This is a genomic window from Paraburkholderia antibiotica (genome assembly GCF_012927125.1).
GTDB lineage: Bacteria > Pseudomonadota > Gammaproteobacteria > Burkholderiales > Burkholderiaceae > Paraburkholderia > Paraburkholderia antibiotica.
The window spans coordinates 12,731-36,089 of sequence record NZ_JABBFZ010000020.1 but is presented as its reverse complement, the minus strand read 5'-3'; the positions used below and the strand labels follow the sequence as shown (position 1 = coordinate 36,089).

Below are 23,359 nucleotides of genomic sequence, written 5' to 3'. Positions count from 1 at the left end.
ACCGTCGCAAGCCGAGCCGGTTCGTGCCCAGTCACCATTTGAACGGGACGACTCATCATGGCCGATACGGGTTACATGGCACGGAAAACCGTCGCCGATATCGTCGGCAGCGCCGATGTGGAGGAAGGCCACAAACTGTCGAAGACGCTCGGCGCGACCAGCATCACCGCGATGGGCATCGGCGCGATCATCGGCGCCGGCATCTTCGTGCTGACTGGTACAGCCGCCGCGCAATTCGCGGGACCGAGCATCACGCTGTCTTTCGTGCTGGGCGGCATAGCGTGCGCATTCGTCGGCCTGTGTTACTCGGAACTCGCGGCGATGTTGCCGGTATGCGGCAGCAGCTACACCTATACGTATGCGACGCTCGGCGAGATCTTCGCGTGGATCATCGGCTGGGACCTGATCCTTGAGTACGCGATGGGCGCGGCCACCGTCGCGGTCGGCTGGTCGGGCTATATCGTGAGCCTGCTGCGTAACGTTGGCATCGACCTTCCTCCCACCCTCACCGCCGCGCCCGGCACGGTCGTCAAGCTCGCCGACGGTTCGACGGTCACGGGCCTGATCAATCTGCCGGCGATCCTGATCGTCGCGATCCTTACCACGATGCTGGTGATGGGCACGAAAGAATCCGCCCGGATCAACAACATCATGGTTGCGGTCAAGCTGACCGTGGTGGTCGCGTTCATCGCGATCGGCTTCTTTTTCATCAAGCCGGAAAACTGGCATCCATTCATTCCGGCCAACACCGGAGAGTTCGGCAACTTCGGTCTGAGCGGCATTCTGCGTGGCTCGGCCGTGGTGTTCTTCGCGTTCATCGGCTTCGATGCGGTGTCCACCGCCGCGCAGGAAGCTCGACAGCCACAGCGCGACATGCCGATCGGCATTCTCGGTTCGCTCGTGATCTGCACGGTGCTCTACATTCTGGTCTCGGCCGTGTTGACCGGACTCGTGCCCTACGGCGAGTTGAACGTTCCCGATCCGATCGCCAAGGGCGTCGACGCCATCGGTCTGAACTGGTTCGCGATCCTGATCAAAATTGGCGCGCTGACGGGATTGACCACCGTGATACTCGTGCTGTTATATGGGCAAAGCCGGATTTTCTTCACGATGTCGCAAGACGGGCTGCTGCCGCCGTTTTTCGCGCGCGTGCACGATCGTCTGCATACGCCGTATCTGAGCCAGATGCTGATCGGCACCGTGGTCGCCATTGTCGCCGCGTTGACGCCGATCGGCGTGCTCGGTGAAATGGTCAGCATCGGCACGCTGTTCGCGTTCATCCTCGTGTGCGGCGCGGTGATCTATCTACGCCGCAGCGACTCCGACGCGACGCGGCCGTTCCGCGCGCCCGGCGTACCGGTCGTGCCGGTGCTAGGCATCCTGTTCTGTCTGTTGCTGATGGCCGGCCTGCCGCTCGTCACGTGGATGCGGCTGCTCGTATGGCTGGTGATCGGCATGGCGATCTACCTGACGTACGGGCGTCATCATTCGGTGCTCCGGCATCCCGAGAACCGGAGCAAGTGAGCCGATGAGAAAGGGCGCACGCCTGCTGCGCCCTGCTTTCTTCCTCTTTCTTCCGCTTTCTCCTGTCAGGCAGCGGCGACCGGTTGTATCTGCAACGGTCGGCCAATACCGGATATCCATAATCCGTCATTTCTTTTTTCAGGTTTTTCCAATACCAATGGTCTTTGATCTGTAAAAGAAATTCGTAACACCCTCCCCGTCGTCTCACCTGCGTCCTCCGAAATCCCCCGCGCTGCAAGGTTATACGACGCAAAACAAGGCCATTTCCCTCGCCGTGGCCAGGAATAAATTGACAAGTCACCCAGACACGGTACGATCAACGAAAATCTTTTCCGGGCAGCTTTTCGGGCACACTTGCGCCCCTGCCTATTTTCAATAGCTAATTCGTCTGTAAACCGCCAAGCCGTAATCGATCTCACGTGCAAAAAAAGACTGCCTTAACAAGGAGTTTCTCTTGCTTTGCTCCGCATTCCGCCTGCGTAGTCGTGCCGTATCGCTTCTGATCACCGGTTTGCCGCTTCTGCTCGCCGCCTGTAACGACCGGTCGGCCGCCCCCACTGCCGCGTCGATGCCGCCGGTTCCCGTGCTGGTCGAAACGGTTTCTCCCACCGCCGTACACGATGTCGTCGAATTGCCGGGCCGTATCGAGGCCGTGCGCACCGCCGAGGTTCGCGCGCGCGTCGACGGGATCGTCCAGCGCACGCTGTATCAGGAAGGCACCGATCTACCGGCCAATGCGCCGCTGTTCCAGATCGATCCGAGCGACTATCGCGCGCAATTGCAGCAGGCTCAGGCGGCGCTCTCGCGCGCGACCGCGGTGCGCGACAACGCGGCGTCCGTGGTCGAACGCTTCAAGCCGCTCGTCGGCCGTCACGCGGTCAGCGCGCAGGAATACGACGACGCGCTCGCGACGATGCAGCAGGCCCAGGCCAACGTCGCCGATGCGCAAGCGGCCGTGTCGCTCGCACAACTGCGGCTCGATCGCTGCATCGTGCGCACGCCGATCGCCGGCCGCGCGGGCCGCGCGCTCGTCACAGAAGGCGCGCTCGTCAGCGCCGGCGCGGCCACGCTGCTCACCCAGGTCAACCAGCTCACGCCGATCAACGCGGTGTTCACGCAGTCGAACACCGCGATGCTCGACCTCGAACAGCAGATCCAGTCGGGCACGCGCCAGCCAACCAGCATGAAGCACGTCGAGGTTCAACTGATCCTCGCCAACGGCCAGGTCTACAACGAGCCCGGCTTTCTCGACTTCGCCGATCTCGTCGTCGAGCCGTCCACCGGCACGCAGACGGTGCGCGCGCAGTTCGCGAATCCGGACCGCAAGCTGTTGCCGGGCCAGTTCGTGCGCGGGCGCATTATCGCGGCGGGCACGCTGCAAGGCATCCGCATTCCCGAGCGCGCGGTGCAACTCGACAACGGCGTGGCGAGTGTCGCGCTCGTCGCCGACGACGGCACCGTGGTCCGCCGCAACATCGATCTCGGCGAACAGGGCGAAGGCCGCTGGACCGTGCGCGATGGCCTGAAGGTCGGCGAGCGCGTGATCGTCGACGGCTGGCAGAAGGTGCAGCCGGGCCAGCGCGTCGACGCGCGGCCCGCGCCCGAAGCCCAGCCGGCGCCTGAGGCGCCGTTGGCCGGGTCGGCCGTGGCCGCTTCGAACGCGCACTGACAGGGCCGAAGATGAATCGATTCTTCGTCGCCCGTCCGGTTTTCGCGTGGGTCATCGCCCTCTTCACGGTGCTGTTCGGCGCGATCGCGCTCGCGTTGCTGCCGGTCGAACAGTATCCCGACGTCGCCCCGCCGTCGCTCAGCATCACCGCGGCCTTCAGCGGCGCCGACGCGCGCACGCTCGAGCGCACCGTCACCTCGATCATCGAAGACGAGATGAATGGCATCGAGAATTTCCTGTACATGTCGTCGACGAGCCGCTCGAACGGCACGATGCAGATCACCGTGGTGCTGAAGCCCGGCACCAATCTCGACATCGCGCGCACTCAGGTGCAGGACCGTCTGAGCCGCGTCGAGCCGCGCCTGCCGCTCGAAGTCCGCCAGGTCGGCGTGCGCGTGACGAAGGCGTCGTCGGGCTTTCTGATGCTGCTCGCGCTGCAGGCCACCGACGGCACCACCAGCGCGGTCGCGATGGGCAACTTCGCGTCGAACAACATCGTCAACGAGCTGCGTCGTATCGACGGCGTCGGCGACGTGCAGCTGTTCGGCTCGTCGTACGCAATGCGGATCTGGCTCGATCCGCGCAAGCTCACGGGCTTCGGCCTGTCGGCGAGCGAGGTGCTGCAGGCGATCCAGGAGCAGAACAGCCAGACCGCCGGCGGCGGCCTCGGCGACCAGCCGATCGCGCCCGGCTCCGAGTTCACCGCGCAGATCGTCACGCAAAGCCGCTTCTCGACGCCCGAGCAGTTCCGCGAAATCATCGTGCGCGCGAATCCGGACGGTTCGACCGTGCGGGTCGGCGATGTCGCGCGCGTCGAGCTGGGCAACGACAGCTACGGCAACCGCCTGACCGTCAACGGCAAGCAATCGGCCGGTATCGCGATCCAGCTCGCGAGCGGCGCGAACGCGCTCGCGGTCGCCAACGCGGTGCGCAAACGCATGACCGAATTGCAGTCGACCTTCCCGCGCGGCGTTACGTGGACCGTGCCGTTCGACACCACGCCGTTCATCACGACCTCGGTGCATGGCGTGATCCGGACGATGGTCGAGGCGCTGCTGCTGGTCACGGTCGTGGTGTTCCTGTTCCTGCAGGACTGGCGCGCGACGCTGGTGCCGACCATCGTCGTGCCGATCGCGCTGATCGGCACCTGCGCGGGGCTCTATCTGTTTGGACTGTCGATCAACATCCTGTCGCTGTTCGGCATGGTGGTCGCAATCGGCATTCTCAACGACGATGCGATCGTGGTCGTCGAAAACGTCGCGCGGATCATGCGTGAGGAAGGCCTCAGCGCGCCGCGCGCGACCGTCAAGGCGATCGGCCAGATTTCCGGCGCGGCGATCGCCAGTACGCTGGTGCTGGTCGCGGTGTTCATTCCGATGGCGTTCTTTCCCGGCTCGACCGGCGGCATCTACCGGCAGTTCTCGGTGACGCTCGCGGTGTCGATCACGCTGTCGACGCTGCTCGCGCTGACGCTCGGCGCCGCGATGTGCGCGGCGCTGCTCAGAAGCGAAAACGCCGCCGACGCGCGCCCGAAAAACGCCGCGGCGCGCTGGCTGCAGCGCGTATTCGACGGCTTCAATCGCGGACTCGACAGCGGCACCGTGCGCTATATCCGCGGTGTCGATTCGATGCTGGGCTCGCCGCTGCGCTGGCTGCTGGTGTTCGTCGCGGCCTGCGCGATCACCGCGTTCTTTTTCATGCGGCTGCCGACCGGCTTTCTGCCGACCGAGGACCAGGGGCATATTTTCGTCACTTACACCGGCGCGCCGGGTTCGACCGAGCAGCGCACGCAGCACGCGATCGACCAGGTCGAGGCGTTTCTGCGGCAGCAGCCGCAGGTGCGCAATATCGCGTCGGTGACGGGCTTCAGCTTCTTCGGTCAGGGGCAGTCGGCGGCGCTCTCGTTCGTCGATCTGAAACCGTGGGACGAGCGCACCGGCGCGGCCAATTCGGCGAGCGCGCTGGTGCGTCGCGCGAACGCGGCATTCCAGCAGATTCCCGAAGCGATCATTTTCGCGCTCGACCCGCCGCCGATTCCGTCGCTCGGCAACGCGACCGGCTTCACGATGAAGATCCAGGACCGCAGCGGCGTCGGCGGCGACGCGCTGCAACAGGCTGCCCGGCGCATGATGATCGAGGCGTCGCAAAGCCCCCTGCTCGCCGGCGTGCGTGCCGAAGGCATGCCCGAGGCGCCGCAGCTGTACGTCGAGATCGATCGCGTGAAGGCGCGCGCGCTCGGCCTGCAGATCGGTCAGGTCAATCAGGCGCTCGCGCTGACGTTCGGCTCGAACTACGTGAACGACTTCGTGTTCGAAGGCAACGTGCTGCGGGTGCTGCTGCAAGCCGATGCCGAGCACCGGATGCGCGCCGACGACGTGACCTCGCTGCGCCTGCGCAATAACCAGGGCGAGATGGTGCCGTTCTCGGCGTTCACGCGCGTGCGCTGGATTTCCGGGCCGCAGCAGCTCGAACGCTATAACGGCTTCCCGTCGGCGACGCTGTCGGGCCAGGCCGCGCCCGGCCGTTCGAGCGGCGCGGCGATCGCCGAAATGGAGCGCATTGCATCGCACGTGCTGACCGGCAACCTGACCTACGAATGGACCGGTACCGCGTTCGAGGAGAAACAGGCGAGCGGCCAGATCGGCATGCTGCTCGGGCTTTCGCTGGTAGTCGTGTTCCTGCTGCTCGCGGCGCTGTACGAGAGCTGGGCGATTCCGGTCGCGGTGCTGCTGATCATCCCGTTCGGCGTGATCGGCGCGGTGCTGTTGACGATGCTGCGTGGCCTGTCCGCCGACGTGTACTTCAACATCGGTCTCGTGACGATCATCGGCCTCGCGGCGAAGAACGCGATCCTGATCGTCGAGTTCGCGATCAAGGAGCAGTCCGAAGGCAAGGACGCATTGACCGCCGCGAAAAACGGCGCGCAACAGCGGCTGCGCCCGATCCTGATGACGAGCGTCACGTTCGTGCTCGGCATGCTGCCGCTTGTGATCGCAACCGGCGCGGGCGCCGCGAGCCGGCGCGCGGTCGGCACCGGCGTGATGGGCAGCATGTTGACCGCCACGCTGTTCGGGATCTTCTTCACGCCGCTGTTCTACGTGAGCGCGCGCCGCTGGCTGAGCCGCAAGAAGCGCAGCATCGATCTCGACGACGATCTGCCGCCGCTCGCGTCCGGGTCTGGGTCTGGGTCTGGGTCCGGCGAATCCGGCGGAGGACGACGCGATGCGTAAGCGCCTGCTCAATCCGCTGCTGTACTCGCTCGCGTGCGGCACGCTTGCCGCATGCAATTTCGCGCCGACCTATCAGCAGCCCAATCTGCCGATCGCCGATCGCTTCGATACTGCGGACTCTGGCAATCCGGCGGCCACGCATCTCGCGAGCGAAATCGACTGGCAGACTTTCTTCGCCGATCCGCAACTGAAGCTGCTGATCGAAACGGCGCTCGCGCGCAACCGCGATCTCGCGGCGTCGGTCGCGCGCATCGAACAGGCGCACGCGTTCTATCGCATCCAGAATGCCGCGCGACTGCCGCAGGTCAACGTGAACGGCAGCGCGACGCGTACCAAGGCGCCGCTCGGTTCGATCGACCCCGAGTTCGACAACTCCGATATCTCGCTGCAGTTCAACCAGTACAACGTGCAGGCGGCGGTGACGTCGTTCGAGCTGGATTTCTGGGGGCGCGTGCGCAATACCAGCGAGGCAGCGCGGCGCCGCTATCTGGCAAGCGTCGACGGGCAGCGTGCGTTCCGGCTATCGCTGATCGGCAACGTGGCGTCGAACTACTATGCGATCCGTTCCGGCGACGAAGGCATCGAACTCGCGCAACGCACGCTGGAGAGCCGCCGCTATGCGCTCGAAGTCGCGAAGCTGCGGCTCGATGCGGGCGTCACGTCGATGGTCGATTACGAACAGGCGAGGATTCTCGTCACCCAGGCGCAGACCCAGCTCGCGGAACTGCAACGTACCACCGCGCAGCAACGGCATCTGCTCGACGTGCTGATCGGCGGACTGGCTGGGGAAGCGCTGCCGCAAGCGTCGTCGATTGCCGATGCCGCGCAGTTCGGCGAGCTCGATCCCGGCCTGCCGTCGGCACTGTTGATCCACCGCCCCGACATCCAGCAGGCCGAGCAGCAACTGCGCGCGGCCAATGCCGATATCGGCGCCGCACGCGCGGATTTTTTCCCGCGGATCGCGCTGACGGGTAGCTTCGGTTATGTGTCGCCGGAACTCGGCGATCTGTTCGTGCCCGGCAAGCAGGCGTGGTCGGTCGGCGCGCTGGTCGGCATGCCGATCTTCGATGCGGGGCAACGTCGCGCGCAGCTTTCGCAGGCGCAGGCGCGGCGCGACGAACTGGTCGCGACGTATCAGAGCACGGTGCAGAACGCATTTCGTGAGGTGTCCGATGCATTGGTCGGACGGCAGCGCTACAAGGAGCAGATCACGGCGCAGGAAGAAGCCGTGGAAGCGCAGCGGCAGCTCGCGGAGACGGCTCAGCTACGCTACGACAATGGGATCTCGATCTATCTCGAGGTGGTGGATGCGCGACGCAATCTGTTCGCTGCCGAGCAGCAGTTGATCCAGCTTCGTGCGACCGCGTTGCAAAACGGCGTGTCGCTTTACGTCGCGCTGGGCGGTGGGCCGGACATGCCGCAAAGCGTGCCGGCGGGCGCGGCGCTGAATACGTCGCAAGCAAACGGGGCCGCGCCGCCGTCCAACTGATTGATGTACCGCCAATGCAAACACGGCGCGCCTGAGCGGCGCGCCGTGTCTGTTATTGACGAGACGCACCGGCATTGCACCGGCGCGTTCAAGCCGTCAGCGCATCAGCCGAGCGTGACGTCGACCGATGCCTGTTCGCCATCGCGCACCACGGTGACCGACACGCTGTCGTCGGCCTGCGCGATCATGCGGCGCAGTTGTTCGACGCTGCGAATCACCTTGCCGTCGACGGCGACGATGATGTCGCCCGGCTGAATGCCCGCTTCGGCGGCCGGACCGGTGGCCTGCTGCACCACCACGCCGCCCGGCAGCGACGCTTCCTGCTGCTCGTCTTCGCTCAACGGTCGCACGGCAACGCCCAGACGCGGACGGTTTTGCTGTTGCGGCTGTTGTTGCTGCTCGCGCGGCGCGACCTGGGCGACGTCGGCCGACTGCTGCGCGCCGATCGTCACCGACAGCTTGCGTTCGCCGCCGTTGCGCCACACGCTGATCGTCGCTTCGCTGCCCGGCGCCAGTTGCGCGACCTGTCCAACCAATTCAGTCGTACTACTGATGTGCTTGCCGTTCACGCCGACGATCACGTCGCCCTGACGCAGGCCGGCCGCTTGCGCGGGACCGTTCGGGTCGATCGAACCGACCAGCGCGCCGCCGTTCGACGCAAGGCCGAGCGCCTTGGCCTTGTCGGCGCTGAGCGGCTGCACGCCCACGCCGATGCGGCCGCGGCTCACGTGACCGGTACGCACGAGCTGGTCTTTCACGTGCATCGCCGCATCGATCGGAATCGCGAACGACAGGCCCTGGAAGCCGCCGGTGCGCGAATAGATCATCGAGTTGATGCCGATCACTTCGCCGTTCAGGTTGAACAGCGGACCACCTGAATTCCCCGGATTGACCGGCACGTCGGTCTGGATGAACGGGATCGGGCTGTCGTCGGACATCGAACGCGACTTCGCGCTGATGATGCCCGAGGTCACTGTGCTGTCGAAGCCGTATGGCGAGCCGATCGCCACGACCCATTCGCCGACCTTGCTGTTGTCCGGATTGCCGATCTTCACGGTCGGCAGGTTGGTCGCGTCGATCTTCACGACGGCGACGTCGGTGGCCTTGTCCTTGCCGATCACACGGGCGTGAAATTCGCGGCCGTCGGTGAGTTTCACACTGACGCTCGTCGCGCCGTCGACGACGTGATTGTTGGTCAGAATGTAGCCGTCCTGACTGATGATGAAGCCCGAGCCGAGCGCTTCGCCGCCGCTCTTGCGATTGCCGTTTTCGTCGACCGAGGCCGCTTCCTTGACGCCGATATGCACGACCGCCGGGCCATAGCGCGACACGATGCCGGAGAAATCCGGCGCCGACGAGCGCGAGCCGACGATATCCGCCACAGCGCGCAGCGAGGACGCCGGGCCTTGCGCATCGCTCACGGACGCATCGGCATTGCGATGGCTCAGCGCATACGCGCCACCGATCGCCAGTACAACGCAAACGGCAGCGCTGCCACGCCAGTATTTTTGGGTGCTCATAGTCAGGGATGTCGCGGAGGGTTACGAGGTGGATGCGTAATGTAGAGGCCTCCACTTAAACAAATCTTAAAGATGGTGTGCGATCGCAACGATTCGCTTGAACTGTGGCGGGAAACAGAATCCACGCTTCAGCAAGGGGTAAATGCGTTGCGCGGGGCGATGGATCAATCTGGCGATAGGCATCCGGCAGCACCGGATGCCGTGGACAAACAACGGTTCATGGCGAAGGACATGGGAATGGTCGTTCGCGGGTGTCGGGAGCATATCTTACGTTTAGCGTTGCCTATCGCCGCCCCCTTGCCTTATCGGATCCGCCCCGTGCTTTCCCCAGGATTGACCTCAATGGAAACGGTTCCGATAATGATATTGACCATCGGATGGACTAAATATCCACAATATGGACATCACGATCTTTCAGCTCACCGCGCGAGGAACGCTCCCATGCCCGAGGCCACCCACTCCGACCTGACGCCCTACCAGTTGCCGTTCCCGAAAGAGGCGCAGCAGGAAATCGTCGTGCCCTTCGCGATTCCCACCGACGAGCGCGTGTGGGTCCCGCAAGCCGAGAACGTGTCGTTCCGGCCGCTCTGCCTGAATGCGTCGCAGGGCTACTGGATGAATCTGCTGCGGGTGCGCCGCTCGGGCGTGCTCAGCCGTCATCGTCATCCGCAGAGCGTGCACGGCATGGTGCTGAAAGGCCGCTGGCGTTATCTCGAGCACGACTGGATCGCGACCGAAGGCAGCTACGTCTACGAGCCGCCGGGAGAGACGCACACGCTATACGTGCCCGACGACGTCGAGGAAATGATCACCTACTTCCAGGTCAACGGCGTGATGTTCTATTGCGATCCGTACGGCAACTACACCGGCTACGAAGACGTGTTCACCAAGATCGACATGTGCCGCAAGCACTACACGGCGGTCGGCCTCGGCGAAGACTACGTCGATCAGTTCATCCGCTGAACGCAGGCGGATCACGGCGGTTCCGGATCGCTTCGCGGCGGCGGCAGCCCGGCGATCTCCTTGCGACGACGTAACCGCGACGTCGCAACAACGGCCAACTTCGCAACACCCGAGCATCGCCGCCCCATTCCTACATCGGCAGGACATCTTGCGCAGGAGACAAACATGCTTCAGAAGTCGCAGCGTCTGAAACGGATCCAGGTGGTCGCGGTCGTCTTTCTGACGGTGGCGGGCATCGTCAACTATCTCGATCGCAGCACACTGTCGATCGCGAATCATCTGGTCAGCGAGGAGCTGCATCTGTCGGCCTCGCAGATGGGCTTGCTGCTGTCGGCGTTTTCGCTGTCGTACGCGTTCGCGCAGTTGCCGGTCGGCGCCCTGCTCGACCGCTTCGGCTCGCGCGTGATGCTCGGGCTCGGCATGCTGGTGTGGTCGCTCGCGCAGGTCGCGGGCGGTTTCATTCAGACACTCAATCATTTTCTCACCGCGCGTGTCGTGCTCGGCGTCGCCGAAGCACCGCTCTTTCCGGCCAGCGCGAAAGTCGTCAACGAATGGTTCGCGGTACGTGAGCGCGGCGCGCCGATCGGCACGTTCATCTCGTCGTCGACGGTCGCGCCGATGATCGCGCCGCCGCTGCTCACTGTGCTGATGCTGGCCTTCGGATGGCGAACGATGTTCGTCATCATGGGCGTGCTCGGTATCGTCGTAGCGATCGCGTGGTACGTGGTCTATCGCAATCGCGACGAAATCGCGCTGACTGAAGACGAAACCGCGCATCTGAACGAAGGCGCGATCACCCAGGAAAATCCGCAGGGCCTCAGTTGGGCGGAATGGGGCGCGCTGCTCAAACTGCGCAACACGTGGGGCATGATCTTCGGCTTCATGGGCGTGATCTACATGGTATGGCTGTATCTGACGTGGCTGCCGGGCTATCTGGAGCGCGAACGCCATATCAGCATCGCGCACACCGGCTGGCTCGTCGCGATTCCGTATGTCTTCGGCACGATCGGCATGCTGAGCAGCGGCCTCATCGCCGATGCGCTGCTGAAGCGCGGCATGGCGCCGATCCGCAGCCGCAAATGGCCGCTGTGCGTCGGCCTCGTCGGCGCGGCCGCATTCACCGTGCCGGCTGCCTATACCCCGAGTACGGCGCTCGCGATCGTCTACGTGTCGCTCGCGATGCTGTTCGTCAATCTGTCCAGCGGCAGCGCGTGGGCGCTCGTCAGCGTCGCGGCGCCGCGGCATCTGGTGGCGTCGCTCGGCAGCATGCAGAACTTCGGCGGCTATCTGGGCGGCTCGTTCGCGCCGCTCATCACCGGCATCGTGGTCGATCGGACCCACTCGTTCGTCAACGCGCTGCTGATCAGCGCGGGCGTCGCGTTCGCGGCGGCGCTCGTCTATCTGTTCGTCGTCAGGGAAGTGGCGCCCGCGCCGCTGCCCAAAGCGATCGAGACCCAACCCACCTGACTTCCCGGCACGGCCACGACGATGACATTCCAGCACCAGCTACTCGAAGGCAAACACGCGCTCGTGACCGGCGGCCGCTCCGGCATCGGCGCGGCGATCGCGAACGCGCTCGCGCAACTGGGCGCGCGCACGGTCGCCGCCGGCCTGCCGCTGCCCGAGGGCGCACCGGACACGCTGAGCCCGGAGGTGCGCCGCGCTACGCTCGACGTGCGCTCCGGCGACGACGTCGGCGCCGTCGTGAGTGCGTTCGAGCGCCTCGACATCGTGATCAACTGCGCGGGCGTGATCAGTCGCGTCGAAGAGCATCGGCTCGACGTGTTCGAACGCGTGATGGACATCAATCTGAACGGCACGATGCGCGTGTGCGCGGCCGCGCGGCCGTTGCTGAAGGCGTCGGCGGGCTGCATCGTCAACACGGCGTCGATGCTGAGCTTCTTCGGCGGCGGCCTCGTGCCGGCGTACAGCGCGAGCAAGGGCGCGGTCGCGCAGCTGACCAAATCGCTCGCGCTCGCTTATGCGGCCGACGCCATTCGCGTCAACGCGATCGCGCCCGGCTGGATCGCGACGCCGCTCACCCAGGCCTTGCAGGACGACGATGGCCGCTCGCAGGCGATCCTCGAGCGCACGCCGCTGTGCCGCTGGGGCACGCCCGACGAAGTCGCGCAGGTCGCGGTGTTTCTGTGCACGCCGGCCGCGTCGTTCATGACGGGCGCGATCGTGCCGGTCGACGGCGGCTATCTGGTGGCGTGACGCAGCGAACAAACGAAGAAGCGCGGGCGTGAAAGTGGCGGCGCACCGGCGTGCCACGCCGGTCAGCGCTTCGGGTAAAGGCATAATGGCTTCCCTTTTGCGCTGCTTTCGTGTGATGCCGACTTCCGTTTCCAAGCCCTCTTCGCGTGCCGCTGATGCGATCGCTGCCGATGCCGGCGGCGCGCGCGGTTCGACCTCGACCGCCGCCCCGGCAGGGTCCGGATCCGCCCCCGCAGCCCGGCCCGAAGCCCACCGCAAAGCCACCGACACTCAAGCCGTCGCGGGTGCCGCCGCGTTCTCGAAGTTCATCGCGGTCCTGCAACTGATCGCCGATGCGCCCCAACCGCCCAACGTCGCGAAACTGAGCGCGGCGAGCGGCTATCCGCGCCCGACCGTGCATCGGATCGTCGCCGCGCTGCAGGCCGAGGGGCTGATCGTCGCGACCGGCAGCGGCACGACGTTCGGGCTCGGGCCGCGCCTGATCGATCTGGCGAGCCATAGCTGGGAGCGCTCGGACCTGCGGCTCGCCGCCGTCGATGCATTGATGACGCTGCGCGATCTCACGTCGGAGACGATCCATCTCGCGGTGCCGAGCCGGGGCGAGATGGTGTACATCGAGAAGCTCGAAAGCCCGCACGCGGTACGGATGGCCTCGCGCATCGGCACGCGCGTGTCGCTGACCTCGAGCTCGGTCGGCAAGGCGTATCTGGCGACGCTTACCGCGGCCGAGCGCGAAACGCTGCTGCGGGACGCGCCGCTCGAACGCTTCACCGAGCACACGCTGACCGACCTCGACGCGGTGCGCCGCGAAATCGATGCGACCGCGCGGCGCGGCTACGCGGAAGATCGCGAGGAGAACGAAGTGTCGATCCGCTGCTACGGTGCGGCGATTTGCGGCCCCGACGGCCGCGCGCTCGGCTGCGTCAGCATCAGCATGCCGACGTTTCGCCACCGCGACGATGCGCGAGCCGCCTATGTCGAGCCGCTGCTCGCGGCCTGCCGCAGCATCGCGGCGCGGCTGGGGCCCGCCGGCGGGCGATAACTGCTATTCTTGCTGTCGCGCGGCCACCCTGGCCGCCCGCCGCGAGCAGGCGGCCGACCCCGACAGCCATCCCCGGCGGCGCTCACGCGCCCGACTTCGCAAAGACAGGAATAAGCATGTTCGGTTTTCTGCGCGGCTACTTCTCCAACGACCTCGCGATCGACCTCGGCACGTCGAACACGCTGATCTACATGCGCGGCAAGGGCATCGTGCTCGACGAGCCGTCGGTCGTGTCGATCCGCCAGGAAGGCGGCCCGAACGGCAAGAAGATCATCCTCGCCGTCGGTCGCGAGGCGAAACAGATGCTCGGCAAGGTGCCGGGCAACATCGAGGCGATCCGCCCGATGAAAGACGGCGTGATCGCCGATTTCAACATCACCCAGCAGATGATCAAGCGCTTCATCCAGATGGCGCACGAGTCGCGGCTCTTCGCGCCGTCGCCGCGCATCATCATCTGCGTGCCGTGCGGGTCGACCCAGGTCGAGCGTCGTGCGATCAAGGAGGCCGCGCACAGCGCCGGCGCGTCGCAGGTCTATCTGATCGAAGAGCCGATGGCCGCCGCGACCGGCGCGGGGCTCCCGGTATCGGAAGCGACGGGCTCGATGGTCGTCGACATCGGCGGCGGCACGACCGAAGTCGGCGTGATCTCGCTCGGCGGCATCGTCTACAAGGGCTCGGTGCGCGTCGGCGGCGACAAGTTCGACGACGCGATCGTCAACTACATCCGCCGCAACTACGGGATGCTGATCGGCGAACAGACCGCCGAGGCGATCAAGAAGGAAATCGGCTCCGCGTTTCCCGGCTCCGAAGTGATGGAGATGGAAGTCAAAGGCCGCAACATGTCCGAGGGGATTCCGCGCAGTTTCACGGTGTCGAGCAACGAGATTCTCGAAGCGCTGACCGATCCGCTGAACCAGATCGTCTCGGCGGTGAAGATCGCACTCGAACAGACGCCGCCCGAACTCGGCGCCGACATCGCCGAGCGCGGCATCATGCTCGCGGGCGGCGGTGCGCTGCTGCGCGACCTCGACCGCCTGCTCGCCGAGGAAACCGGCCTGCCGGTGTTCGTCGCCGAGGCGCCGCTCACCTGCGTGGTGCGCGGCTCGGGGATGGCGCTCGAGCGGATCGAGAAATTCGGCAGCTCGTTTTCCTACGACTGACGCGAGCGCGCAGGACTGAGCGATGCCGACCCTGCCCGCCTACGCGCCGCCGAGCGACGAAACCGAGCTGCTGCTGAAATGGATTCGCCGCGCGCGCGAATCGCAGATGAGCCATTACGACATGGCCGATCTGCTGTCGGCGCGCGAGCGCCGTCTCGGTTGGCTCGTGACCGTGCTGACCGCGTTCGTCGGCACGGCGGTGTTCGTGTCGCTGAGCGTGCCGCCGGCGTCGATCGAGATGCGGATTTTTGTCGGGCTCGTCAGCGTGACCGCGGCAATTTCGGCGGCATTGCAAACCTTTTTGCGCTACGCGGAGCGGGCCGAGAAACACCGCGCGGCCGGCGCGCGCTATGGCGCGGTGCGGCGGCGCCTTGAAGCGGTGTTTGCCGGCGACGCCGACGCGCGCGACGGCCACTACCTGAGTTCGATCCGTACCGAACTGGACCGGCTCGCCGAGGATTCGCCGAACGTGCCGCCGCGGGTTTTCTATCGCACGCAGCGGATGTTGTTCATGGACCGGCCGCATCGGCGTGATGTGTGAAACGAGCAGGCAATAGCGGGGAATCGGCCAGGATTCGTGCTTAGGTTCGGCGTCGGCAGGCGCTGAATAGCAGGTACCGAATGCGGCGGTCACGCCGACCATCGCCGCACTACTCTCATTGACTTCACGGCCTCTACGGCACTTCCTCCACTTCGCGTCAGGCCTCGTCCGTACTGATTCCCAGCTCCGTCGCCATGCGCCGCACCAGCGCCTGCAGGCGGCTCAGTTCGTCGGCGAGCCGTTTCTGCTCGGCTTTCAGCGCTTCGAATTCGGACAGCGGCACGCTGTCGGCATCGACCGCTGCAGATGCGCCGACTTCGCTCACGCTCACCTCGCCGCACAGCAGGTGCATCCAGCGATGCTCACGCTCGCCCGCCATGCGCGGCAGCCTGATGACGCGCGGCGGCTCGCTCGAGGCGAGTTCGTCGAGAAACGCCTCGACCGACGAGATGTCCGCGAAACCATGCAGCCGCGCGCTGTTCAGCCGCAATTCGGCGGCGGTTTGCGGACCTCGCAACAGCAGCGTGGTCAACAGCGCGATCGACTGGCCGGGCAGCCCGAGCACGCGGTTCATATTGTGCTCGAAGCGAGGCACGCGGCTGCTGCTGCCTTCGTTGACGAGGCTCAGACGCTTCAGGCCGTCGACGGCGGTCAGCACTTCGGCCTCGCTCGCGTTCATCACCGGCGCGCGGCCGGTCTTCTGGTTGCAGCCGAGCGTCAGCGCATTCAGCGACAACGGATAACTGTCGGGCACCGTGTGCTGTTTTTCGACGAGCACGCCGAGCACGCGCCCTTCGAGCGCGGTCAGCTCGCGCAGCGAGGGTCGGGAGGAAGCGTCGGGAGTGGAATTCATGGCGATGCGGGGTCTCGTGGAAAAGGCGCGCGCCGTTCGCAATCGGACGGCGCGTTCTGTTGGGTGGCCCCTATGATAAACGGCGCGGGCCAGTGCGGCGTACTGGAGCATGAGCGAAGGCCGACGCCGAGCCGCGCGGAATCCGACCATGCCGCCGCCGGCAGACCTGCGCGCAAACGGCCCGGCTTGCTGCGCGAGTTCAAACCCGAACCCAGGCTTAGCCCCACCTTCGGGCGCTCACGCGCGTGGCGGCCTCACGCCGTCTTCGCGTACTTGAACGTGCCCTGCGCGCTCGCGATCAGCAGCTTGCCGTCGACCCACGCTTCGGCGCGCGAAAAGAAAATCGAGCGGCCCGAGCGTTCGAGAAAACCCTTCGCGGTCACCGATGTGCCGAGTCCCTTGTCGAGATAATTGGTGGTCAGCGACAACGTGAAGCCGTGCCGTTCCGGCTCGCCGGCCGGCGCATAGAGGCCCGCGTAACCGGCGGCCGCGTCGAGCAGCGTCGCGATCGCGCCGCCTTGCAGCACGCCCTGGCGGTTGAGCTTGCTCGCGTCGATCGTCATCAGCAGCTCCGCGTAACCGTCGCGCCATTGCGTCAGACGCACGCCGAGCGATTCGAGAAACGGGTTGTCGATGGGGAAGTCGGACATGATTCGGCCTAGTTTCGGAAGGAACCGAGAGCATACCCGCGATCGGGTCGCGCGAGCGGCAAAGCTCGCATAGATCGTGCGTGGGTGTGAGCGTGAGTGTCGGTGTGGGGATGGACAGCGCGCGACTCGCGAGCAAAATCCACCGCATCTGCTAGTGTGATGGGATCAGCGTTCGTTCTGTGGAGCATGTATGTCGTCCACGCGCCTTAGCGATGCGCAGATCGCCGCCGAAGCGTTGCGCCGCCTCGCATGGGATGTCGCCGTTCCCGCTCACGCCGTGCGCGTGAGCGTCACGCGCGGGCGCCTCACGCTGTCGGGCGAACTCCAGCGCGAGCAGCAACGCACCGCGATGCTCGAAGACGTGACGCGGCTGTTCGGTGTCGGCAGCGTCGCGGATCGGACGGTCGTTAAAGTGGGCTGATCGAAAGCCACGTAACCATGCAGCTGCGGGGCCCTGCGTGAAACATCAGCCCATCAACCCACCCGCCCGCATCAACCCGCACCAGCCTGAATCAGCCAGTCCGCGCCGACATCAACGCCCGGCAGTGTCGCGCGATCTGCTTCTCCTCCTCGGTGTGCAACACCCTCACCTTGCCCGCCGGATCGTTGTCGACGAGACCGAGAAAGCCGAGCCCCTCGCACACGCGCCGGCGAATTTCCGCGCTGTGCTCGCCGATCCCGCCAGTCAACACCAGCAGATCGATGCCGCCGAGCAACGCCGCGTAGCCGCCGATGGTCTTGCGAATCGCGGTCGCGAACGCATCGAGCGCGAGCAAGGCCTGCGCGTCGCCGGCCGCCGCGCGTTTTTCGAGCGCCTGCATGTCGCTCTCGCCGTCGGCGTAACCGGCGAGGCCGCTATGGCGATTCAGCAGCGTCTCCAGTGCATCGGCATCGAGTTGCTCGGCGCGCAGCAGATACAGCAGCACGCCCGGGTCGAGATCGCCGCAGCGCGTGCCCATCGGAATGCCGCCCGTTGGCGTCAAGCCCATCGACGTATCGACCGAGCGGCCGTCGCGCAGCGCGCACACGCTGGAGCCATTGCCGAGATGCGCGAACACCGCGCGCGACGGCAGCGCGTCGCCCAGTTGCCTGACCAGCGATTCATACGACAGCCCATGAAAGCCGTAGCGGATCACACCGGCCTGCGCATACCGACCCGGCAACGGGAATTGCGCGGCGCGCGGCGGCAGCGTCGCATGAAACGCGGTGTCGAAGCACGCGTAATGCGGCGCGTCGCTGAAAATCCGCGTGGCTTCGTCGATCAACGCGAGCGCCGGCGGGATATGCAGCGGCGCGAAATGCAGTGCGTCGCGCAACTGGCGACGCACCTCGTCGGTGATGCGCTGGTGCGTGCGCAGATGCGGGCCGCCATGCACCACCCGATGCCCGACCGCCGCGGGCCGCCCGTGGTGCTGCGCGAGCACCTGCGCGAGTTTTTGCAGCGCATCGGTCTGCGATTCGAGCACGCGCTCTTCCTGCAACAGCACGCGGCCGTCCGCCGTGCGGATGCACAGATGCCCGTCGCTGCGACCGATGCCCTCGGCCGCGCCGGCGAGCAGCAGCACTTCGTCGTCGCTTGCGTTGTCACCCGGATCGTGACCGCTCGCGCCGGCCTGCCGCGCGAACAGCCCGAACTTCAGCGATGACGAGCCGCTGTTGAGCACCAGCACCGCTTGCGCCTGAGCTTGCGCTTCGGTTTGAGTTTGAGTTTGAGTCTGCCGCCGGGCATCACTGGGGTTGTGCATGGCGTCCTCGCTCAACCTTTCCACGTCCAGTTGCGGATTTCCTCCTTGTCGATGCCCTCGGCGTGCGCGTACGCGAGATGCTCGATCACCTGGCCGCGCAGCCATTCCTTCGTGTGATCGCCGACGCCGCGCAGCGACGGCACGCGGTCGATCACGTCGATCGCGAGCGTGAAGCGGTCGACCCCGTTGACGATCGCGAGCTCGAGCGGCGTGTTGATGTTGCCCTGCTCGCGATAGCCGTGCACGTGCATGTTGCCGTGATTGTGGCGGTTGTACGTGAGCTTGTGCACCAGCGCCGAATACGAATGGAAGTTGAAAATCACCGGCTTGTCGGTGGTGAACAGCGAATCGAAGTCGCGATCCGACAGCCCATGCGGATGCGCGCGCTCGGGCAGCAGGCGGAACAGATCGACCACGTTGACGAAGCGGATCTTCAGCGTCGGGAAACGCTCCTTGAGGATCTGCACGGCGGCGAGCGCTTCCATCGTCGCGATGTCGCCCGCGCACGCCATCACCACGTCCGGCTCGACACCCTGATCGGTCGATGCCCAGTCCCAGATGCCGATGCCCTTGGTGCAATGCGTGACGGCCGCGTTCATGTCGAGATACTGCAGATGCGGCTGCTTGTCCGACACGATCACGTTCACGTAGTCGCGCGAACGCAGGCAGTGATCGGCGACGCTCAGCAGGCAGTTGCCGTCGGGCGGCAGATAGATGCGCACCACGTCCGGGCTCTTGTTGGTGACCACGTCGAGAAAACCGGGGTCCTGGTGCGTGAAGCCGTTGTGATCCTGCCGCCATACCAGCGACGTGATCAGCAGATTCAGCGATGGCACCGGCTGGCGCCAGTCGAGTTCGCGCTTGGCTTTTTCGAGCCACTTCGCGTGCTGGTTGAACATCGAGTCGATCACGTGGACGAACGCTTCGTAGGTGGCGAACAGGCCGTGACGGCCGGTCAGCACATAGCCCTCGAACCAGCCTTCGAGCGTGTGCTCGCTGAGCATCTCCATCACGCGGCCATCGGCCGCGAGGTAGCCGCCGTCGGCGTCGCTGGGTTCGAATTCGGCGAGCCAGGTTTTCGGCGATGCTTCGTAGACCGCGTGCAGCTTGTTGCTGGCGGTTTCGTCGGGGCCGAACAGCCGGAACGTCGACATGTTGTTGCGCATCACGTCGCGCAGGAACGTGCCGAGCACCGCGGTCGGCGACGTGTACGAAGCCGCCGGCTTCTTCACCGCGACCGCGTAATCGCGAAACGGCGGCAGGTCGAGCGCCTTGCACAGCAGCCCGCCGTTCGCATGCGGATTCGCGCTGATACGCCGCGCGCCTTCAGGAGCGAGCGTGCGCAGCTCTTCGACGAGCCGGCCCTTGTCGTCGAACAGCGTCTCGGGCCCGTAGCCGCGCAGCCAGTCCTCGACGATCTTCAGGCTCTTGCGATTGGTCGCCGGATCGAGCACCGGCACCTGATGCGCGCGCCACGAGCCCTCCACCTTATGACCGTCGACTTCCTTCGGCCCGGTCCAGCCCTTCGGCGAGCGCAGCACGATCATCGGCCAGCGCGGCCGCGTGGCGTCGTTATTCCGGCGCGCATGCTGCTGGATCGCGCGGATTTCGCCGATGCACTGTTCGAGCGTCGCGGCCATCTGCTGATGCATCGTCGCGGGATTGTCGCCCTCGACGAAATACGGCTTGTGCCCGTAGCCGACCATCAGCGCTTCGAGCTCCTCGCGCGGAATGCGCGCCAGCAGCGTTGGATTGGCGATCTTGTAGCCGTTCAGATGCAGCACCGGCAGCACCGCGCCGTCGCGGATCGGATTGATGAATTTGTTCGAATGCCAGGAGGTGGCGAGCGGACCGGTTTCCGCTTCCCCATCGCCGATCATCACGGTGACGATCAGCTCGGGGTTGTCGAACGCGGCGCCGTAACCGTGCGACAGACAGTAGCCGAGTTCGCCGCCTTCGTGAATCGAGCCCGGCGTCTCCGGCGTGCAGTGCGAACCGATGCCGCCCGGAAACGAGAACTGCCTGAAAAAGCGTCGCATGCCGGCTTCGTCCTCGCTGCGATCCGGATAGACCTCGGAATAATGGCCCTCCAGATAGCAGTGCGCGAGACTCGCGGGCGCACCGTGACCGGGGCCGGACAGGAAGATCATGTCGAGATCGAGCTGGCGGATCAGCCGGTTCAGATGCACGAGCACGAAGCTCTGCCCGGCGTCCGAGCCCCAATGGCCGAGCAGCCGGTTCTTGATGTGCTCGGGTTGCAGCGGCTCGCGCAGCAGCGGGTTGTCGCGCAGATAGATCATGCCGACCGACAGATAGTTGCACGCGCGCCAGTAGCGATCCATGTTACGCAGCGTGTCGGGGTCCAGAACTTGCGGCGGGGCGGATTGCGAACTTGCTTCGGCCATGATGTCACTCCTCGAAAAGGACTGTCAGGCAGGTTGGCGGGTGTTGCGAAGCTTCGTGTGGCGGATGTGGCTGGTGCAGTTGATAACGCTGGTGTGGTGTTCGCCGCGGCGATGGTTCGCGAGGCGGCTGGCACGCGCTTCATTGCATGCGGGACGCGCGATGGTGTTGTGACCGGGCGCTGTCATATGACGCTGTCATGAGCAATGCGCGCAGACATGGATGACGCGACGGAACGTGGGACGCTGAGCGACCGCGTTCGTCTGGGATGTGACCGGTCCGGCGCGGCATGGTTCGTTGCAAACTGAACGAAGCGGGAACAAAGCGGGGACGAAGTAGAAACGAAGCCGCCACGTGTCGGTCGAACCTGTCAGGCTGCGCAACCGGCAGCGCCCTGCGCGACTTCCCCGCAGTATCGCGCGCGACCGGCGGCATTCGTACTGTATTGCCACTGCGCGCGGGGTTTTCCGTTCCCTCCCTTCTCTCTGGTCAACGGCCGCCATGTCGACATCTCCCAGTTTGCTCAAGGTGCTCATCGTCCTGATTCTGACGCTCGTGTTGCTGTGCGTGGCAATCGCCGTGCCGCTCGGCATCTTCGGGCTGCTGGTCAAGCTGTTCGGCCACGCCTGGCGCGGCGGCGCGCTCGCCGGTGTGCGCAGTGCGCGGACGGGCACGCCGCGAAATGTGTATGCTCGCTGAAAGACCGGATGCGGCGCGAGTGCTGCATCGTTCACCGATCGCAAGGAGATTCCATTGACCGATTCCACCGATAACACGTCCTCGTCACAGTCATCCAACCCCGACCTGCAGGCGCTCGCGCAGGAAGTCTTCGATCTCGCGCGACGCGGCGACGCGACGATGCTCGCCGCCGTGATCGAAAAAGGCGTGCCGCCGAATCTGCGCAACGAGCGCGGCGATAGTCTCGTGATGCTCGCGAGCTACCACGGCCACGCGGACGCGGTGCGCGCACTGCTCGACCAGGGCGCCGACCCGAACCTGCGCAACGACGCCGGCCAGACGCCGATCGCGGGCGCCGCGTTCAAGGGTTTCGACAAGGTGATCGAAGCCCTGCTCGCGCATGGCGCCGACGTCGAAGGCGCGTCGCCCGACGGCCGCACCGCGCTGATGGTCGCGGCGATGTTCAACCGCACCGCGATCGTCGATCTGCTGCTCGCGCACGGCGCCAATCCGCAGGCGCGCGACGCCAACGGCGTCAGTGCCGCCGATGCCGCCGCGCGGATGGGCGCGGGCGACACCCAGGCGCGGCTGAAGTCGCTGGGAGCGTGAAACGGTGAAGCAGCGCGTTGCGTGCTTGCCGCTCATACGTCGGCTGCGGCCGGTTGCGGCCAGCGTCGTGTGCGCAGCGCGCTGCATCGGCCGATGCTTCAGCGTGCATGTCGAGTACAGAGTCTGAGTAGCGCGCCGCGCGCGACCTCGATACCGCATCTTGCGTACCCGCGCAGGCGAACGCCGCTACTTCGCCTGCGCGCCGCGCAACAATCCGTCGATGTCGATCTGCGCCAGGTCGCCGATCCGCTCGACCGTCACATCGGCGGGCGGATTGCTCGCGATCTCCTTCGGATCGAACGCATAGTGTCCCTGGCGCGGAAACACGGTCGTCAGTCCCGCGCCCCAGGCCTTCTTCATCGCGTGCAGAATCCGCAGCTTGTCGTCCACCATCACGTAATGGCGCGCCGGATAGCACTCCATCACCTGATCGAGCATCAATTCCTTGTGGATGTAGATCAGCACGCGCCCGTCGACTTCGTCCCATAGCCCCGAGCGCGCAATCTTGCGCGGCTGGAACACGACGTCGCCATCGGACAGGATCACCGTCGGCCCGCGCTTGCCGAGATGCCGCAGCGCATCGAGCGCGCCCGGATAGAGGCGGTTCGCAAACGGATACTCGATCAGGAACGACGACATCAGCAACAGATGCGTGTCGCGCGGATGCTCGATCCGGTAGCGCTGTAACGCGCCAAGGTAATCCGCGTAGCCGAGTTCGGCGCGCAGGTTCTCGAAGATTTCCCAGTAGCGCGCGCTGTTCTGCTCGCCGAACTGATGCACCATGTGCGCGCGCAGATCCTGCAGCACGTGATCGTTGTCGAGCAGCGTGTTGTCGCAATCGAACAGAAACACGACGTCGTGCGGCGTGGCGGAGGTAACTGGCATCGTGGCTCCTTGTGACGGTGCGCGGGGACGGTGGCGGGCGCGGCGGTGCGCTGTGATGCGCGACGTTCAGGCGGCGCTGCCGGTTTCGAACGCTTCGGGCGTTTCGGGCTCCGTTCCCGGGTGTAGAGGATCGTGGTGGCGTGAGTCGTCGTCTTTCGCTGGCGGCTCGCGTAGCGTGGCT

General features: G+C 65.5%; 19 protein-coding genes. 13 read left to right on the top strand and 6 right to left on the bottom strand.

Annotated features, from left to right (window positions below):
* Nucleotides 1-57 precede the first annotated feature (57 nt).
* From HHL14_RS26050 to HHL14_RS26035, 4 genes are all read left to right on the top strand, one after another.
* On the top strand, nt 58-1,524 hold the full coding sequence (locus tag HHL14_RS26050; RefSeq protein WP_169500466.1) for an amino acid permease: 1,467 nt from the start codon (nt 58-60) through the stop codon (nt 1,522-1,524).
* A gap of 454 nt (nt 1,525-1,978) precedes the next feature.
* Nucleotides 1,979-3,193 (top strand): efflux RND transporter periplasmic adaptor subunit, encoded by a 1,215-nt coding sequence (locus tag HHL14_RS26045; protein WP_169500465.1) that lies wholly within the window; start codon nt 1,979-1,981, stop codon nt 3,191-3,193.
* Nucleotides 3,194-3,204: 11 nt separating this feature from the next.
* Nucleotides 3,205-6,423, top strand: a complete 3,219-nt coding sequence (locus tag HHL14_RS26040; RefSeq protein ID WP_169500464.1) for a multidrug efflux RND transporter permease subunit — start codon at nt 3,205-3,207, stop codon at nt 6,421-6,423.
* Nucleotides 6,416-7,912: an efflux transporter outer membrane subunit gene (locus tag HHL14_RS26035; protein ID WP_169500463.1), complete on the top strand. Its 1,497-nt coding sequence runs from the start codon at nt 6,416-6,418 to the stop codon at nt 7,910-7,912. The genes HHL14_RS26040 and HHL14_RS26035 overlap by 8 nt, the downstream gene beginning before the upstream one ends.
* Before the next feature lie 104 nt (nt 7,913-8,016).
* Here HHL14_RS26035 and HHL14_RS26030 read toward each other — a convergent pair whose 3' ends face one another.
* Entirely contained in the window at nt 8,017-9,432 is a 1,416-nt protein-coding gene (locus tag HHL14_RS26030; protein WP_169500462.1) for a Do family serine endopeptidase, read from the bottom strand.
* Nucleotides 9,433-9,873: 441 nt separating this feature from the next.
* Here HHL14_RS26030 and HHL14_RS26025 point away from each other — a divergent pair, with 441 nt between their 5' ends.
* The 6 genes from HHL14_RS26025 (at nt 9,874) to HHL14_RS26000 (ending at nt 15,355) form a co-directional block, all read left to right on the top strand.
* Nucleotides 9,874-10,395, top strand: a complete 522-nt coding sequence (locus HHL14_RS26025; protein ID WP_169500461.1) for a 2,4'-dihydroxyacetophenone dioxygenase family protein — start codon at nt 9,874-9,876, stop codon at nt 10,393-10,395.
* 165 nt (nt 10,396-10,560) lie between these two features.
* Entirely contained in the window at nt 10,561-11,862 is a 1,302-nt protein-coding gene (locus HHL14_RS26020; RefSeq protein WP_169500460.1) for an MFS transporter, read from the top strand.
* Between the two features lie 21 nt (nt 11,863-11,883).
* Nucleotides 11,884-12,612, top strand: coding sequence for an SDR family NAD(P)-dependent oxidoreductase (locus HHL14_RS26015; protein ID WP_169500459.1), 729 nt, complete (start codon nt 11,884-11,886; stop codon nt 12,610-12,612).
* Between the two features lie 115 nt (nt 12,613-12,727).
* Nucleotides 12,728-13,654 carry an IclR family transcriptional regulator gene (locus HHL14_RS26010; protein WP_169500531.1) on the top strand — a complete coding sequence of 309 codons (927 nt, stop codon included), beginning with the start codon at nt 12,728-12,730 and terminating at the stop codon, nt 13,652-13,654.
* Nucleotides 13,655-13,770: 116 nt separating this feature from the next.
* Entirely contained in the window at nt 13,771-14,814 is a 1,044-nt protein-coding gene (locus HHL14_RS26005) for a rod shape-determining protein (RefSeq protein ID WP_169500458.1), read from the top strand.
* Nucleotides 14,815-14,836: 22 nt separating this feature from the next.
* A complete protein-coding gene (locus tag HHL14_RS26000) occupies nt 14,837-15,355 on the top strand; it encodes an SLATT domain-containing protein (RefSeq protein ID WP_169500457.1) in 519 nt (172 codons plus the stop codon).
* 157 nt (nt 15,356-15,512) lie between these two features.
* Here the strand turns inward: HHL14_RS26000 and HHL14_RS25995 are convergent, their stop codons facing one another.
* Together HHL14_RS25995 and HHL14_RS25990 are read right to left on the bottom strand one after the other, a co-directional pair.
* Entirely contained in the window at nt 15,513-16,208 is a 696-nt protein-coding gene (locus tag HHL14_RS25995) for a YceH family protein (protein WP_169500456.1), read from the bottom strand.
* 254 nt (nt 16,209-16,462) lie between these two features.
* Nucleotides 16,463-16,858, bottom strand: a complete 396-nt coding sequence (locus HHL14_RS25990; RefSeq protein ID WP_169500455.1) for a PaaI family thioesterase — start codon at nt 16,856-16,858, stop codon at nt 16,463-16,465.
* A 190-nt stretch (nt 16,859-17,048) separates the two neighbouring features.
* Here HHL14_RS25990 and HHL14_RS25985 point away from each other — a divergent pair, with 190 nt between their 5' ends.
* Nucleotides 17,049-17,279 carry a BON domain-containing protein gene (locus HHL14_RS25985; RefSeq protein WP_169500454.1) on the top strand — a complete coding sequence of 77 codons (231 nt, stop codon included), beginning with the start codon at nt 17,049-17,051 and terminating at the stop codon, nt 17,277-17,279.
* Nucleotides 17,280-17,370: 91 nt separating this feature from the next.
* On the opposite strand, the gene HHL14_RS25980 is transcribed toward HHL14_RS25985, so the two are convergent.
* Both HHL14_RS25980 and HHL14_RS25975 read right to left on the bottom strand, forming a co-directional pair.
* A complete protein-coding gene (locus HHL14_RS25980) occupies nt 17,371-18,603 on the bottom strand; it encodes an acetate/propionate family kinase (protein ID WP_169500453.1) in 1,233 nt (410 codons plus the stop codon).
* A gap of 11 nt (nt 18,604-18,614) precedes the next feature.
* Nucleotides 18,615-21,008 (bottom strand): phosphoketolase family protein, encoded by a 2,394-nt coding sequence (locus HHL14_RS25975; protein ID WP_169500452.1) that lies wholly within the window; start codon nt 21,006-21,008, stop codon nt 18,615-18,617.
* 517 nt (nt 21,009-21,525) lie between these two features.
* Between HHL14_RS25975 and HHL14_RS25970 the strand changes: the two genes are divergently transcribed.
* Together HHL14_RS25970 and HHL14_RS25965 are read left to right on the top strand one after the other, a co-directional pair.
* Nucleotides 21,526-21,705 carry a hypothetical protein gene (locus HHL14_RS25970; RefSeq protein ID WP_169500440.1) on the top strand — a complete coding sequence of 60 codons (180 nt, stop codon included), beginning with the start codon at nt 21,526-21,528 and terminating at the stop codon, nt 21,703-21,705.
* 54 nt (nt 21,706-21,759) lie between these two features.
* Nucleotides 21,760-22,293, top strand: a complete 534-nt coding sequence (locus HHL14_RS25965; protein ID WP_169500451.1) for an ankyrin repeat domain-containing protein — start codon at nt 21,760-21,762, stop codon at nt 22,291-22,293.
* 186 nt (nt 22,294-22,479) lie between these two features.
* Here HHL14_RS25965 and HHL14_RS25960 read toward each other — a convergent pair whose 3' ends face one another.
* Nucleotides 22,480-23,178, bottom strand: coding sequence for an HAD family hydrolase (locus tag HHL14_RS25960; RefSeq protein ID WP_169500450.1), 699 nt, complete (start codon nt 23,176-23,178; stop codon nt 22,480-22,482).
* Nucleotides 23,179-23,359: the final 181 nt, after the last annotated feature.